Raw genomic sequence first — 16,767 nt, 5'->3', positions numbered from 1 at the left:
TATGAAAACAATATTTAAAGTTTTTATTTGCTTTTCAGCACTTTTTATTCTGAATGCATGCGGAGACGATTTTCTATCGTTGACATCAAAAGACACAGTGACAGAATCCGGTTTTTTTGCAACCGAGAATGATGCTCAATCGGCGTTAATAGGAGTATATGCTTCTCTACAAAATGAAGCTGCATTTATGCGTAATGCGGCAGATATTGAATGGGCTATAACAGGAGATATGTATGAGATGGATAGAAGCACAAAGAGAATCGAATTGCATACCTTGCAATTTCCGGCCAATAACACTAATTTATTAGACGTTTATAATATGTGTTATCAAGGGATAAGCAGAGCAAACGTAGTCATAGACAAAGTTACAGATATGACAATTGACAAAACTATAAAAAAAGAAATATTAGGTCAAGCTCAATTTATCAGAGGTTTATATTACTATAACCTCGTACAATATTTTGGAGGTGTTCCTTTAGTAGTAAAAGCACTATCGGCTTCTGATAATTTACAAATACCAAGAAGTTCTAAAGACGAAGTCTGGGCTCAGGTTGAAAAGGATTTTTCAGATGCAGCATCAAATCTCCCTGAATCATGGTCGATAGATGCAGATAAAGGCAGAGCTACAAAAACCGCTGCTTGGGGATTTTTAGCTAAGACCTATATGTGGCAAGAAAAATGGGATGAAGCAATAAGCAGTAGTGAAAAAGTCATCAATTCGGGGAAACATGCTCTGATACAGACCGGATTCAGAGACGTTTTCAGAGAAGAAAATGAGAATAATGTAGAGATGATATTCTCTATCCAGTTCAGCACCTTGACAGGAGAACAAAATAATCTGGTTGCACGCACGGCTCCCCGTGGGGCTCCTTCAAAATATACCGGTCCATCTGCCTGGAGTAATTACGTACCTTATGAGCATTGGGTAGCCGACTTTGAGATTAATGCTGACAAAACAATTAAAGATGATAGATATAGTGTAATTTTAGGGCCAGGCGAAACACATCCTGAAAATGGATATCAATTACCGGTTGAAGCACCTGTAACAATGACTAAGACCGGATATATTGTATCTAAATATTGGTATATGCCTCCAGTTCAAAACAGTGGCATAAACTATCCAATGTTACGTTATTCTGAAGTTCTTCTAAACTATGCGGAAGCATTAAATGAAAAAGGAGAGTCCTCAAAAGCGATGGAATTTGTCAATCAAGTCAGAATAAGGGCAAAATTAGATCCTAAACCACTTACTTTATCTAAAGAAGAAGTTTTAGATGCTGTCTTCTATGAAAGGAGGTTCGAGTTTATTTGGGAGAATCCGGGAGCATTTAGTGATCTAAACCGTAGAGGTAGATTCCTTGACTTTATAAAAAAGAATCGACCGGATTATGATGAATTGGAAGTCGATAAAAAACCTTGGTTACACACAAAACCTATTTTATTCCCGATACCAACAGATGCATGGGCTAAGAATAAAGCCTTAGAACAAAACCCACATTATAGTTTTTAAAATACAAGTAAGAGATTGTCAAGAAATTTCTTTGACAATCTCTTATTAATCTCTATTATTAAATAGTCTATTATTACAAAAAAGAATGAAATATAAAACGGGGTTTGTTTATTTGTTATTGTCTTTTTTCTTTTGTGTCTCTTGTATGACAAAAGAAAGTGAAGAAAAAACGGAAATCTGGAATAAGATCGTTCCTTTCTTTTCTCCGGAAGCTCAATTTGCTAATATCTACGGTGACTACAGATCACCCCTGCTTTTTAAGAACGGGCAAAAGGTAAAAACCAAAGAAGAGTGGTTTAAGCGAAGACAAGAAATCCGCGTAGATTGGATGTCTCGGATGGGTAAATGGCCACCTATCATGACAGATCAAGTTATGAAGATTGTGAAAGATAGTACGAACGAACTTTATGATCAATATAAGGTTAGTTTTAACTGGACACCTACTGAGAAGACAGAAGGTTACTTATTGGTTCCACATAAAAAGGGGAAAAAACCAGCAGTAATATCGGTTTTTTACGAACCGGAAACAGCCATCGGACAAGGAAAGCCTTTACGGGATTTTGCCTTTCAATTAGCAAAGAGAGGCTTTGTAACGCTGTCTTTAGGAACAAGCGAAACTTCAAAAAACAAAACATATTCTATTTACTATCCTTCAATTGATAATGCGACTATGCAACCGTTATCCACGTTAGCTTACGCAGCAGCAAACGCATGGGAAGTTTTAGCAAAAGCAGATGATGTGGACTCTACTCGTATTGGAATCGTAGGACATTCTTATGGAGGTAAATGGGCTATGTTTGCTTCTTGTTTATATGACAAATTTGCATGTGCTGCCTGGTCTGATCCAGGTATTGTGTTTGATGAAACAAAAGGTTCTGGTGTCAACTACTGGGAACCTTGGTATCTTGGTTATTATCCGCCTCCATGGGAAAATACATGGAATAAAACAAGTGATGGTTCTCAGGGTATATATTCTCAATTAAGAAAAGACAGTCTTGATTTGCATGAGCTACATGCGCTGATGGCACCCAGACCGTTTCTTGTATCAGGGGGTTCTTCTGATCCACCTGAGCGATGGATTCCACTCAATCACAGCATTGCCGTAAATGAGCTTTTAGGTTATAAAAATCGTGTTGCCATGACGAACAGAGAAACTCACGGAGGTACGGTTGAGTCAAATGAGCAGATGTATTTATTTTTTGAGTATTTTTTAAAGTTTTAAATTATTACCTTTCCAAAGCATCAGTATCGTTGAATTGAAAAAAGAAATATTATGAATCTAAGGAAATTATTTTGTGTATTATTTGTTTGTGCAATCGTTGTTCCAATGTTTGCGCAAAATGTTGTCCGAGTTGGGATTATTGGCTTAGACACGTCGCATTCTCCGGCTTTTGTGAAAATATTAAATGGTGAGAGCGATGATCCGGTTTATGCCGGATTCAAGATTGTTGCTGCTTATCCGTATGGTTCTACGCGCATTGAGAGTAGTGCTAAGAGGATTCCGGGCTATATTGAGGAGGTAAAAAAGTATGATGTTAAGATTGTTGAATCGATTGCTGAATTGTTAAAACAGGTCGATTGTGTAATGCTGGAAACGAATGATGGTAATCTGCATCTTGAACAGGCGATTGAAGTGTTGAAAACCGGCAAACCGATGTTTATTGATAAACCGATTGCTGCGACGTTAACTGATGCTATTGCTATTTTTGAATTGGCTAAGAAATATAAAACTCCTATCTTTTCTTCGTCCGCTCTTCGTTACGTTCCAAAGAATCAAGAGTTAAGGAATGGTGCTTTGGGTAAGGTATTGGGTGCTGATGCTTACTCTCCTGCTCCGGGAGAGCCTTCGCACCCCGACTTTTCCTGGTATGGAATACATGGGGTTGAAACGTTATTTACGGTAATGGGGACAGGTTGTAAGGGGGTTAGCCGGGTTTCTTCAGAAGGGACTGACGTAGTTGTTGGCTTATGGGAAGATGGAAGGATCGGTTCTTTTCGCGGTATTCGTGCCGGCAAACAAGGTTATGGGGGTACGGCTTTCTGCGAAAAGGAGAATGTCGAGATTGGTGGTTATGATGGGTATGGGCACCTGTTAAAGGAAATTGTGACGTTCTTTAAAACGAAAAATCCTCCTGTAAGTGAAAAAGAGACGTTGGAAATATTTACATTTATGGAAGCATCTAATGTGAGTAAACAACAGGGAGGCAAAGCAATTTCAATGGAGTCGGTTTATGAGACTTCGTTAAAACAAGCGAAAGTTTTAATCAGCGGAAAGTAACAGAAAACCGAATCTCGTGGAAAGTCCTTGAGGTACTATCAGGGCGAGAAAAAGAGGTTAGAAGTGAATAAAAACAGTGTTTGAATGTCTAAAAAATAGCCCGTTTTACACTTGTTGAAAATCAATCGAAAAATGAGCGTAAAAATATAAAGGTTATTTTTCCAAATATAAAGGATATTTTTGCAAAAATATCCTTTATATTTTTTTATTCATACTATTGATAAAATTTTAGCTTTATCAACCCAAAACAATAAGACACAATTAGGATAAAACAAAACGCTTCTTCATTCGTCCATTTTTTAGTCTATTTAGAGCCTGTTTTAATTTTTATTCGTGGCTTATTTCGATTTATTTTTTGTTTAGTTGTATATCCGCATGAATGAGCATAGCGGGCTATGTGATTGAATGCGGAGATGCAGATAAGCAAAAAAGAAGACGAAAGAAGACCGAAACAAGCCCTCAAGAAATATCCTATAAAAATTAAAACAGGCTCTAAGAGTTGAAATGATTTATCAATCTGAGTTTTCCGGAACGCCTATACTATTTTTAATGCGTACCTTTGCCGGAAAAAGGAAAGCGACATGGTAAGTTATTTGCAAATTGAAGGTCTTACGAAGAGTTTTGGTGATCTTGTTCTTTTTGAGAATATCTCTTTTGGAATTGTTCAAGGACAAAAAACGGGGTTAATTGCCAAAAATGGTGCCGGAAAAACTACTTTACTGAATATCATCGCGGGTAAGGAAGGGTATGATGGGGGAAATGTGGTTTTTCGTAATGATCTGCGCGTAGGTTATCTTGAGCAGACACCTGTGTTTCCGGACAATATCAACGTGTTGCAAGCTTGTTTTCATTCCGGAAATGAAACGGTTCGCTTGATTGCGGAATATGAGGAAGCAATGAGCAGTGGGGATCATTCGAACTTAGAGGATATACTTCAGCGAATGGAGAATGAAAAAGCTTGGGATTATGAGAGGAAGGCTAAACAGATTCTTTCTCAATTAAAGATAACTGATTTCAACCAACCGGTAAGCCAGCTCTCAGGAGGGCAACTCAAACGTGTCGCATTGGCTAATGTACTGATTACTGAACCGGAACTTATTATTTTAGATGAACCGACCAACCATCTTGATTTGGATATGACGGAATGGTTGGAGGATTATCTTAGCAGACAGTCGATTAGTTTACTGATGGTTACTCACGATCGTTATTTTCTGGATCGCGTTTGCAATGATATTATTGAAATAGACAGAAAACAAATTTATCAATATAAAGGAAATTACAATTACTATTTAGAGAAAAGGGAAGAACGAATGGCTACACTGGCAACAGAAACAGACCGTGCAGCAAATTTATTAAGGAAAGAATTGGACTGGATGCGCCGTCAGCCTCAGGCGCGAGGGACTAAAGCGAAATATCGGATTGATGCTTTTTATGAATTAGAGAAAAAAGCCAAACAGCAGCGTGAAGAGGGTAATGTAAATCTTAAAGTCAAAGCGGCTTATATTGGTTCCAAAATATTTGAGGCGTCTCATGTATACAAACGATTCGGCGATCTGAAAATCGTTGAAGATTTCAATTACACTTTTGCCCGTTATGAGAAAATGGGGATTGTAGGGAATAACGGTACGGGGAAATCAACTTTCATTAAGATGTTACTGGGCGAGGTAGCTCCGGACAGCGGAAGTTTCGATATCGGCGAAACGGTTCGTTTTGGCTATTATAGTCAGGATGGATTGCAGTTTGATGAACAAATGAAAGTCATTGATATAGTACAAGACATTGCCGAATTTGTAGATTTGGGCGATGGGACAAAGCTGGGAGTCAGTCAGTTTCTTAACCATTTCATGTTTGAACCGGAGAAGCAGCATAGTTATGTATATAAATTAAGTGGTGGTGAAAAACGCAGGTTGTACTTATGTACGGTTTTGATGCGAAACCCGAATTTTCTTGTATTAGATGAACCGACAAACGATCTGGACATAGTAACCCTGAACGTCTTGGAAGAATATCTCAAGAATTTTAACGGATGTGCAATTATCATTTCGCACGACCGCTACTTTATGGATAAAGTGGTTGACCATCTGTTGGTATTCCGTGGCAATGCCGACATCAAAGACTTTCCGGGTAATTATACACAGTACCGCGCATGGGCAGAAGTGGAAGAGCAACAGAAGAAGGAGGAAGAAGCTCGTCAGGTAAAAGTGGAACCTCAGGCAGAAAAGCCAAGACGTGAAAATAATGACAAAAAGAAAAAACTGACGTTCAATGAACGACGTGAATTTGAACGTTTAGAAACAGAAATAGCTCAATTAGAAGAGGAAAAATCAACGCTCGAAACAGAAATGAGCAGCGGACAGTTAAGCAATGAAGAACTTCTGACAAAATCCGAACGGATAACAACGGTTATTGATGAATTAGACGAAAAGACAATGCGTTGGTTAGAACTTAGCGAACTGGCCTAACGCGCGCACATTATTAATATATATGAGTACTGCTAAACCGATATTGTGGAATCGGAATTTCATTCAGTGTTGTACATCTTACTTCCTGATGAACTTTGCATTCTATATGCTGATGCCTACCATACCTGTTTATTTGGTAGAAGAATTGGGTATTGAACCGGCTCAAGTAGGAATGGTTTTATCCAGTTATACGTTAGGCCTTATGCTTGTGAGACCTTTTTCCGGCTATTTGGTTGATTGTCTTTCCCGTAAGCCATTATACTTTTTCGCTTTCCTATCTTTTGCAACGATGTTCGGAGGCTATCTGTTTGTGACATCCGTTTTGGCTATTATGCTTGTTCGTTTCATCCAGGGTGGTTTTATGGGGCTTACCTCCGTATCAGGAAATACAATTGCCGTTGATGTTATCCCTTCGCAACGACGAGGTGAAGGAATGGGTTTTTATGGATTGACAATCAATATGGCGATGTCGTTATCACCTTTGGTTGCCGTTGCCATATATAATAGTTCCGGATTTCACCCGGTTGTCGTAACCGGATTATGCATTGCCTTTATCGGAGTAGGGTCAGTAGCCATGATACGCTATCCGAAATGCCAGACAATCAGTCGTCCTCCGTTTTCGTTAGACCGCTTTATTCTCGTAAAAGCATTATGGGCAGGATTAGCCTATATGCTCAGCGCCATACCCTATGGTATGATTATCTCTTTTGTTGTTCTTTACGGAAAAGAGATTGACATTGAAAATCCGGGATATTTCTTTATTTTTATGGCAATTGGAGTTGGCGCGGCACGCTTAATTTCGGGGAAATTAGTTGATCGTGGCAAAATACATATCGTGTCTGTCACAGCTATTTTATCACTTATCCTTTCATTCACGGTATTCGGACTATTACATACCGAAACGGCTTTTTTCGCTTGTGCCTTAGCTATCGGCATAAGTTTCGGAGTCAGTGTACCTGCCTTTCAGATGCTATTTGTAAATGTTGCCTCACATAACAGGCGGGGCACGGCAACATCCACCTATCTTACATCATTCGATTTAGGCGTTGGTATAGGTATGTTGAGCGCCGGATTCATTTCTTCTCATTATAATCTGGGTATGGCCTATCTCTTTGGAGCGTTTTCTTGTTTCCTTTCCCTATTTGTTTACATATTTTTCGCTAAACCCGCTTACGACAGAGATAAAATTGACGCAAACTAACATCAGAAACTGAACAAACTAACTATTATTTAGACTTTAAATATTACAAAAGCGCTACAAAAAGATTTCAAATAAGCTAAAATTCGACCAATATCACATTTGTTAGCATTTTTTATACTTGCCAAAGAACAATGTTATAAAACATGTTGTTATATTTGTAGTAGAAAAGATTTACAGATGGGGAACAGGTTATCTCCCCGATTATTTAGGTTTTTAGTTTAGGTTTATTTAAAAATTAGGTATTATGAAACGTTTAGGTTTGGCAGTTGCTGCCGTATTAATGAGTGCATCCGTAGGGTTTGCACAGAGTAGTGAAGTTAGATTGAGTAAAGAACCTTTTGCTGTGAACGCAGAAAAATTGAGTTCTTATCTTCAATTAACGCCGGGACAAGCCAATGAAGTGGCAGAAATAAATGCATATTTCATTGAGAAACAAAGTGAAAGTCTTAGAGCAAGTAGTAAACTTCAGGGAAAGAAAATGCATCAAGCAGTTTACGGAAACCTGAAACTGATGAAAAAAGCTCTTACACCGGAACAATACCGCAAATATGTTGTTTTGCTGAACATAACCAACAACAACAACCGTCTGATGGGTATTAATGCAATTCCGGACGTATATCTGGCTGACAATAAGTAAGACAACTACTTTTTAGAAAGTAACATAGCAAGAAGAGATTACAGGGCAAATGCCTGTGTAGTCTCCTTTTTTTTTGTCTATATTTGCGCCATTATTCAGCTATATACGCAAAACAACACATGACACTCAACGCTACTCTAAAAAAGAACACGGGCGCCTATACTCTTATTGTTATCGGCGCTTTTTTACAAGCATTAAGCTATGTAATTTTTTTATCACCTTACAAGATTGTACCCGGTGGAGTATATGGTATTTCCATTGTTATTCACCATGTAACAGAAGGGGTATTTCCGCTTTTTCCGGATGGTTTACCAATGGGAGCAACGGCGCTTTGTTTTAATATACCGTTATTAATCTTAGCCATGAAGAAGTTAGGGCTATCCTCCGGCCCGAAAACAATCGTTACGTTTCTTCTTATTTCTGTTTTTACGGATACGCTTTCATATCTTGTGGGAAGTGAGCCCTTGGTAGAGAATGATCGTTTTATCGCTTGTTTTTATGGCGGAGCGATTTTAGGATTAGGCGTGACATGTGTATTCCGGGCTGAAAGCACCAGTGCAGGTTCTGATGTTTTGGCGCGCGTGATAGCGAACAATACAAATATGAAGGTTAGTAATATGATCATCATTGTGGACTCCTGTATTGTGGTACTTGGACTCATTGTATTTCAGGATTGGGCGGTTCCTCTATATTCCTGGTTCACTATCTTCGTTTTTGGTAAGATTGTGGAAATGTTTCAAGTTGAAAATCCCAGTCGTGCCGTTTTTATCGTATCCAAGAAAACTCAGGAGATAAAAGAGTTGATCGTTGATAAAATGAACATGAGAGGTACCTTCCTACACGGAAGAGGAATGTATGAGGGAAAAGAAAAAGACATCATCTTCATGATTGCCGAACGAAAAGACATTCCTAAACTGAAAGACGAAGTAAAGGCTATTGACTCAAATGCTTTTCTATCGACAATGCACGCCAGCAAAGATTCTCCGACTACAGGAATATAAAAACAGGTTATATTTGCAACTTTTCGTTTCTTACGCTACTTTTACATCATTTTTAAACAGAACAGATATTTATATTTACTAAATAATAGAGAATGCCTAACATTTCACAACGGGGATTGGATATGCCTGCATCCCCAATCCGAAAACTTGTTCCATTGGCTAATAGAGCTAAGGCTAAAGGCCTTAAAGTGTATCACCTCAATATCGGTCAGCCGGATCTTCCAACTCCGGCAGTAGCGTTGGAGGCGATGCGAGCGGTGGACCGCAAGATATTGGAATACTCCCCGAGTGAAGGAAATCTCAGTTTCCGTGAGAAATTAGTAAAGTATTACGCAAAATTCAATATCAATGTAACAGTTGAGGATATAATCATAACCACCGGTGGTTCTGAGGCTGTATTCTTTTCTTTCATGGCGTGCCTCGATCCGGGAGATGAAATCATCGTTCCAGAACCAGCCTATGCCAATTACATGGCTTTTGCTATTTCTGCCGGTGCTGTTATCAAAACAGTTCCCTCAACAATCGAAGAAGGCTTTGCATTGCCTTCACTTGAACGATTCGAGGAGCTGATCACTCCTAAAACAAAAGCGATATTGATCTGTAATCCGAATAATCCTACAGGTTATCTTTATACGCAAAAAGAAATGAATCAGATTCGGGATATTGTCAAGAAATACGACCTTTTCTTATTTTCCGATGAGGTTTATCGTGAATTTTGCTATACAGGTGCTCCTTATATTTCCGCCTTCCATTTAGAAGGTATTGAGAATAACGTCGTATTAGTTGACTCGGTATCTAAAAGATACAGCGAATGTGGTATTCGTATCGGGGCTTTGATAACGAAAAACCAACAGGTGAAAGAAAACGTCATGAAGTGGTGTCAGGCACGACTAAGTCCTCCTTTGATCGGACAGATTATGGCAGAGGCGTCATTAGACACCCCGGAAGAGTATATGTTGGATGTTTACAACGAATATGTAGAACGTCGTAAATTCTTGATAGACGGGATTAATCGCATTCCGGGTTGTTATTCTCCTATTCCTATGGGGGCATTCTATACTGTTGCCAAACTACCGGTGGACGATGCAGACAAATTTTGTGCCTGGTGTTTAAGTGAGTTTGAATACAACGGACAAACATTGATGATGGCTCCTGCTTCGGGATTTTATACTACTCCCGGATTAGGCAAGAATGAGGTACGAATTGCCTATGTGCTTCAGAAAGAAGAATTAGGGAAAGCTCTTGAGGTATTAGCAAAGGCCTTGGAAGTCTATCCCGGACGTGTAATTTGAAAGTACAGTAGATGAATCTGGAACTATTCATAGCGAGAAAGATACATTTCAACAAGGAGAACGGCAAACAATCCACACCTCCTGCTGTCCGGATCGCTATGATAGGTATAGCTCTTGGTCTGGCCGTTATGATGTTATCTATCGCCATCATAGTCGGGTTCAAACAAGAAGTGCGTAATAAGGTTATTGGTTTTGGTTCCCATATACAGATTACGAATTTTGATTCAAATAACTCGTATGAGATGCAACCGATAGTTGTAAGTGATTCTTTGCTTACCGGATTACGTAATTACCCGGGAGTTAAGCATGTAGAACCTTTTGCCACTAAATGGGGAATATTAAAAACGGACACGGATTTTCAGGGAATTATTCTAAAAGGAATTGACTCTGACTTTGACTGGTCTTTTTTTAATAAAAATCTAAAAGAAGGAACAACATTCAATCTTGATTCCGCAAAAACAGGAACCGATGTTATCATCTCCCGTTATCTTTGTAATCTGCTGAATCTTAAACTCGGCGACACGTTTCTAACCTATTTTATGCAAGAGGATGTTCGCGCCCGACGCTTCACAATCACAGGTATTTACGAAACAGGATTTCAGGAATACGATAAATTATTTGTTATTGCTGATATCCGACAAATACGCAGATTGAATGGTTGGGATAAAGATGAGGTTAGTGGTTTAGAGATTTTAGTAGATGATTATGAAAAGCTTGATGTCGTTGCAGAAAATCTCTATTTCACCGTTGCGGAACTACATGACCGAAAAGGAAATACATTTTACACACGTACCATTAAGGAATTAAACCCGATGATATTTAGTTGGCTGAGTGTGTTAGACACCAATGTGGTCGTTATCCTGATTCTTATGATGGCTGTAGCCGGATTTGCAATGATCTCGGGATTGATCATTCTTATATTGGAGCGTACAAACATGATCGGTATTCTCAAGGCTTTGGGACAGAACGACACCAGCATACGAAAGATATTTCTTTACATTTCTTTCTTCCTGATTGGCAAAGGAATGCTTTGGGGGAATGCAATCGGATTAGCGATTTGTTTTATTCAATATCAATTCAAACTGATAAAACTGGATCCGACGGTTTATTATATGGATGCAGTACCCATCCATCTGAGTCTTGTTTCTTTTATCCTTCTTAATATAGGTACATTAACGGCCGCCATGCTCATGATGTTGGCTCCATCATATGTAATAACCAAAATAGAACCTGCCCGAAGCATACGGTTTGAATGATCCCTTCAAGTAATTTTATTGGAGATTAAACGTATAGTCTTTTTTCCCTCGAAAGAAACGGAAGATACGTACATACAGGTTGAAAAGAGGGGAGACTATTTCTAATAGAGGTAGCAAAAAGAGGATGGGTTTCTGTTGTAGCATCTTCGCTGATTTAAAAAATACGATTTCTTTTGCAAGGAGCAAGAGTATATAAAGTAATCCGCCAAACGCAGCCAATAAAGGATTACCAATTACTCCGAAAAACACAGACAAACCAAAGACAATAAAAAACAAGAAAAACATAATTGCATCAAATCTATATCTGCGCAAAGCCCATCCGCGATAATAACGGCGGGTAGCAGCACGCGAAACTTTCATTTCTTTCCAAACGGAAAACCGCTCGACTTTAGCCATTTGTGTTATACTTTCCGGCGTATATTCCACTCCCGTATTCTTCTTAGTGGCTACTTCATTGACAAATAAATCATCGTCTCCCGCATGAAGGCTTAATGATTGATAATATCCTTTATGCTTAAAAAATTCTTCTTTCCGGTAAGCCAGATTACGACCGTTACCTGTATAAGGAGCTCCTGCCAAAGCGGAAGAAAGATATTGAAGGCCGGTTATCAAATTGTCGTACGCAATTAGTTTATGAAGAAACCCTTTATGGGAACCATAAGAACAATATCCTAATACAATACTCTTTGTTTCCGTAAATCGGGAAGCCATCTTTTTTATCCAGTCAGTCGATAGCGGATGACAGTTTGCTTCGGTAAACAACAGTACATCGTACTTAGCAGCCTTTATACCGACAGTCAACGCCAATTTCCTTCGGCTAAGATATTTGGCTTCCTCAGGGATATACGAATGATACAGATGATTATATTCTGCTTCCAATCGTTTAAGCACTTCTTCACTCTCATCAGTAGAACTATCATTTATCACCACAACCTGATATTCGGGATAATCCTGAGTAAGTAGAGAAGGCAGGTTAGCTCTCAGGTTTTCTGATTCATTTTTAGCATAAACAATAACTGTAACAGGAGGCTGAGACAGATTCTCCTGTTGTCCTTTTACTGCTTCCTTTCGGGACATCCTGTAAGGGCGTAAATAAACTATCAACAAAAATAGTAGTTGAATCAGGAACAATCCGGCTAATATTCCGGCTATATAAAGCTCAATTTCTGAAAAAGTGAATAGATTTTCCATTTCTCACACAGACATTAATCTGCAAATGTACAAAAACTATTACAGAGAATCAGAGAAATATGCCTTAGGCAACTGACGACAATTGTATTGCGATGCCATAACTTCGCCGTACGCTCCGGCAGAACGAAACGCAACTAAGTCTCCTCTATGTGCTTTATTCAGCTCGACCTCCTTGCCAAAGACGTCTGATGATTCGCAGATAGGACCTACCACATCATAAAGTTCGGGCTCTTCATCACTTGTTATATTTTCCATCCGATGATAAGCGTCATACATAGCCGGGCGAATCAGTTCTGTAAAACCGGCATCCATTACGGCAAACTTCTTCGTTTCACCTTCCTTTACATATAATACTTTAGAAATCAGCGAACCACACTGACCTACAATAGAACGCCCCGGTTCAAAATGAACCTGCTGACCCGGACGAAGTTTGAGAAGTCTGTGGAATACGGCAAAGTAATTTTCAAAAGCAGGGATAGCTAAATGATTCGGATGATAGTAGTCAATTCCCAAACCACCACCGAAGTTGAGATTTTTCACAGTTAGTCCGCGTACTTCTAATTTGTCTTGTATGTCATTCAGACGAATTGCCAGATCCTGAAACGATGTCATATCCGTTATCTGCGAACCAATATGGAAATGCACACCGATCAATTTAACGTTTTTCAGAGCAGAAAACTTATCCAGCACCCCGTTAAGCAAACTTAGATTTATACCAAATTTGTTTTCTTTCATGCCGGTAGTGATCTTGGCATGCGTATGTGCATCTACTTCCGGATTTATGCGCAAAGCAACTGAGGCAACTTTCCCTTTTGCTGCAGCCAACTCGTTTATAACATCCAACTCAACGGCAGATTCCACATTAAAGCAGAAAATATCATTGTCAAGCCCCAGATTGATTTCCCAGTCGGCCTTCCCCACCCCTGCAAAAACGACTCGATCTGCAGGGAAACCAGCGTCTAATGATGCTTGAACTTCTCCACCACTAACACAATCTGCACCAAAGCCGTACGAAGCAATTATAGAGAGTAAACGCGGATTTGCATTTGCCTTAACCGCATAGTGAACGTGATATCCATATTTACCGGATTCTGCCTGAACGATATCCAATGTTTTCTTCAATAATTCTATATCGTAATAATAAAAGGGAGTTTGAATACCTTTAAACTTCTCAACCGGGAATATACCTTTAATCATTGTGAATATTTTTATTAAAAAAAAGAGGACAGTTTAAATAAGCTGTCCTCTTTTTTTTAGTTATTAAATAAATGAGTGCTTAATGCCTGAAGTGCCCTCTGCTTATCAGAAGCCTTCACCAATAATGACACATTATAATTACTTCCGCCATACGAAATCATTCGTACAGGTATATCTTTCAAAGCATAAACGATACGTGCTTCAAAACCGACATTATCCCATTCCAAATCACCGACAACACAAATAATGACTAAATCATTATCGACTGTCACCGTTCCGTATTTCTTCAGATCATCGACAATCTCTTCCAAATGTTTGCGATTATCGATTGTCACAGACACACCAACCTCAGAGGTAGTCACCATATCAATCGGTGTTTTGTGATCTTCAAATATTTCAAAGACTTTACGTAAGAAGCCGGTTGCAAGCAACATGCGGCCGCTCTTTATCTTTATGGAAACAATATTATCTTTTGCTGCAACAGCTTTGATTTTGCCTTTTTCCAATTTATTTGAAATTAATGTTCCGGGTGCATCCGGTTGCATCGTATTCAACAAACGAACAGGGATATTATGGATCTTAGCTGGAAGGATACAGGTAGGATGAAGAATTTTCGCACCGAAATAAGCTAATTCAGCAGCTTCTTCAAAATGAAGATTACGCACAGGTGAGGTTTTTTCCACAATACGCGGATCATTATTATGCATACCATCGATGTCTGTCCAAATCTGAATCTCGTCTGCTTCTAAAGCAGCTCCGATCAATGAAGCAGTATAATCACTTCCTCCACGTTGCAGATTGTCAATCTCACCATATGCATTCCGACAGATATATCCTTGCGTGATGTATAAATCAGCCTCTTTGTGTTCCGCAAGCAATTTAGTCAGCTTATCTTTAATATAAACAGGATCCGGTTCGGCATTTTTATCCGTACGCATATACTCTAACGCTGGCAATAGAACCGATTTCACTCCTTGTTCATTCAGATAAAGATTTACCATTCCTGTTGAAATAAGTTCTCCCTGAGCCAGAACAACTTTTTCTTCAAACAGTGTAAACAGATCTTTTGTAAAGGAACGGATATAATCAAAATGAGACGTCACAAGTTCTCTGGCTTTCTTCTTGTAATCAGCCGTATCATACAATTCATCGATATGCACAAAATATTTCTGAGCCAATCTGTTGATCACCTCATTTGCTCCATCCGGATTCTTTTTATATAAGTAATCGGATATTTCAACCAATGAATTGGTGGTTCCTGACATAGCAGACAAAACAATAATATTCCGTTGTTCTGCAGTGATTAGTTTCGCTACATCTTTCATCCTCTGGGCTGTTCCCACAGAAGTACCGCCAAACTTTATAACTTTCATTTTTTCTATATCTATTATTAAATTGTTCATGTTTTAATCAAACACGCAACAAAGTTACATAAAAATTCATTCTCCAACATCAGTAAGACAAGCATTCTCACATTTCACAACACGTCCGGGATAATTCTGAACCAAAGTATAATTATGTGTAGTCATAATAACAGCCGTACCTTCTTTACAGATATCATGTAGTAGCTGTACAATCTGTCCTCCGGTTTCAGGATCGAGATTTCCTGTCGGCTCATCGGCCAGAATAATTGACGGATTATTCAACAATGCACGCGCAATAACAATACGCTGTTGTTCACCTCCGGAGAGTTCATGAGGTAATTTATATCCTTTATTCTGCATCCCTACCTGATGTAATACTTTGGCAATCCGTTCCGACATCTCATTCTTCTTCCATCCGGTTGCTTTCAGTACAAATTCGAGATTTTTAATTACGGAACGGTCTGTTAACAACTGAAAATCCTGAAAAACAATTCCCAGTCTTCTTCGCAGATAAGGAATATCTTTACGTTTGATGGAATTTAAATCATAATCCAGAATATGGGCATCTCCGCTATCTATTGGGAGTTCACAGTAAAATGATTTCAACAAACTGCTCTTGCCGGAACCGACCTTACCTATTATATAGACAAATTCGCCGTTCTTCAATTCAAAAGACGCATTTCTCAATATCACGTTTTCTTCGCGGCAAATGCTTACATTATTCATTTTCAGCAGAACAGTTTCTTCCATATCTGAACTATTTTTTATCCGAAGATTCTTATTTATGCCTTTTCTTTAATTCACGTACCAGATCTTCCATGCGAAGCCCCTTACTTGTCAGCAATACGATCAAATGATAAATCAAATCGGACGCTTCATATATAAAACCATCTTCCGTACCGTTTGTTGCTTCGATTACTGTTTCCACAGCTTCTTCACCTACCTTTTGAGCCATACGGTTTACGCCTTTGGTAAACAATGAAGTTGTATAAGAACCTTCGGGCATTTCCTGGCGACGTTGTTCAATAAAATTCTGCAGATATTTCAGGAAAAGAATATCTTCTACGTTTTTTTCACCGAAACAAGTATCAGCACCTGTATGACAAACAGGTCCGGCCGGAATCGCCTTGATCAGGATAGTATCGTTGTCGCAATCTGCCACCATGCTTACTACCGTTAAGAAGTTACCGCTTGTTTCACCTTTTACCCATAATTTTTCGCGGCTTCTACTATAAAATGTAACCTTACCGGTTTCTTTTGTTAATTTATACGATTCTTCATTCATATAACCAAGCATTAATACTTTAGAGGTATTCTCGTCTTGAATGATTGCGGGAATCAAGCCGCCTGTTTTTTCGAAATCTAATTTCATTTTATA

14 protein-coding genes are annotated in these 16,767 nt (G+C 38.8%); 9 read left to right on the top strand and 5 right to left on the bottom strand.

Annotated features, from left to right (window positions below):
* The 9 genes from PHT93_RS09515 to PHT93_RS09475 form a co-directional block, all read left to right on the top strand.
* The coding region (locus tag PHT93_RS09515) for a RagB/SusD family nutrient uptake outer membrane protein (RefSeq protein ID WP_300242176.1) at window positions 1-1,510 on the top strand (1,510 nt) is incomplete at its 5' end.
* A 145-nt stretch (window positions 1,511-1,655) separates the two neighbouring features.
* Window positions 1,656-2,732 carry a prolyl oligopeptidase family serine peptidase gene (locus tag PHT93_RS09510; protein WP_300242180.1) on the top strand — a complete coding sequence of 359 codons (1,077 nt, stop codon included), beginning with the start codon at window positions 1,656-1,658 and terminating at the stop codon, window positions 2,730-2,732.
* 51 nt (window positions 2,733-2,783) lie between these two features.
* Window positions 2,784-3,788: a Gfo/Idh/MocA family oxidoreductase gene (locus tag PHT93_RS09505; RefSeq protein WP_300242174.1), complete on the top strand. Its 1,005-nt coding sequence runs from the start codon at window positions 2,784-2,786 to the stop codon at window positions 3,786-3,788.
* A gap of 581 nt (window positions 3,789-4,369) precedes the next feature.
* Window positions 4,370-6,250: an ABC-F family ATP-binding cassette domain-containing protein gene (locus PHT93_RS09500; RefSeq protein ID WP_300242172.1), complete on the top strand. Its 1,881-nt coding sequence runs from the start codon at window positions 4,370-4,372 to the stop codon at window positions 6,248-6,250.
* A gap of 22 nt (window positions 6,251-6,272) precedes the next feature.
* The gene (locus PHT93_RS09495) at window positions 6,273-7,451 is read left to right on the top strand and encodes an MFS transporter (RefSeq protein ID WP_300242170.1); all 1,179 of its coding nucleotides are present in this window, start codon (window positions 6,273-6,275) and stop codon (window positions 7,449-7,451) included.
* A gap of 244 nt (window positions 7,452-7,695) precedes the next feature.
* Window positions 7,696-8,088 carry a hypothetical protein gene (locus PHT93_RS09490; RefSeq protein WP_300242168.1) on the top strand — a complete coding sequence of 131 codons (393 nt, stop codon included), beginning with the start codon at window positions 7,696-7,698 and terminating at the stop codon, window positions 8,086-8,088.
* Window positions 8,089-8,207: 119 nt separating this feature from the next.
* A complete protein-coding gene (locus PHT93_RS09485; RefSeq protein WP_300242165.1) occupies window positions 8,208-9,089 on the top strand; it encodes a YitT family protein in 882 nt (293 codons plus the stop codon).
* Between the two features lie 92 nt (window positions 9,090-9,181).
* Window positions 9,182-10,381, top strand: a complete 1,200-nt coding sequence (locus PHT93_RS09480; protein ID WP_300242163.1) for a pyridoxal phosphate-dependent aminotransferase — start codon at window positions 9,182-9,184, stop codon at window positions 10,379-10,381.
* A gap of 11 nt (window positions 10,382-10,392) precedes the next feature.
* A complete protein-coding gene (locus PHT93_RS09475) occupies window positions 10,393-11,637 on the top strand; it encodes an ABC transporter permease (protein ID WP_300242160.1) in 1,245 nt (414 codons plus the stop codon).
* Between the two features lie 15 nt (window positions 11,638-11,652).
* On the opposite strand, the gene PHT93_RS09470 is transcribed toward PHT93_RS09475, so the two are convergent.
* The 5 genes from PHT93_RS09470 to hisIE all read right to left on the bottom strand — a co-directional run bounded on the left by PHT93_RS09470 (window position 11,653) and on the right by hisIE (window position 16,761).
* A complete protein-coding gene (locus PHT93_RS09470; RefSeq protein WP_300242158.1) occupies window positions 11,653-12,828 on the bottom strand; it encodes a glycosyltransferase in 1,176 nt (391 codons plus the stop codon).
* A 39-nt stretch (window positions 12,829-12,867) separates the two neighbouring features.
* The gene (gene lysA, locus PHT93_RS09465; protein WP_300242156.1) at window positions 12,868-14,025 is read right to left on the bottom strand and encodes a diaminopimelate decarboxylase; all 1,158 of its coding nucleotides are present in this window, start codon (window positions 14,023-14,025) and stop codon (window positions 12,868-12,870) included.
* Between the two features lie 56 nt (window positions 14,026-14,081).
* On the bottom strand, window positions 14,082-15,398 hold the full coding sequence (locus PHT93_RS09460) for an aspartate kinase (protein WP_300242155.1): 1,317 nt from the start codon (window positions 15,396-15,398) through the stop codon (window positions 14,082-14,084).
* Window positions 15,399-15,464: 66 nt separating this feature from the next.
* On the bottom strand, window positions 15,465-16,139 hold the full coding sequence (locus PHT93_RS09455; protein WP_300242154.1) for an ATP-binding cassette domain-containing protein: 675 nt from the start codon (window positions 16,137-16,139) through the stop codon (window positions 15,465-15,467).
* A gap of 28 nt (window positions 16,140-16,167) precedes the next feature.
* Window positions 16,168-16,761 carry a bifunctional phosphoribosyl-AMP cyclohydrolase/phosphoribosyl-ATP diphosphatase HisIE gene (gene hisIE, locus PHT93_RS09450; protein WP_300242153.1) on the bottom strand — a complete coding sequence of 198 codons (594 nt, stop codon included), beginning with the start codon at window positions 16,759-16,761 and terminating at the stop codon, window positions 16,168-16,170.
* Window positions 16,762-16,767: the final 6 nt, after the last annotated feature.

This window comes from Massilibacteroides sp. (genome assembly GCF_028705895.1).
Classification (GTDB): domain Bacteria; phylum Bacteroidota; class Bacteroidia; order Bacteroidales; family Tannerellaceae; genus Massilibacteroides.
Note: the sequence above shows the minus strand (reverse complement) of the source record. Positions and strands in the feature narration are given on the sequence as shown.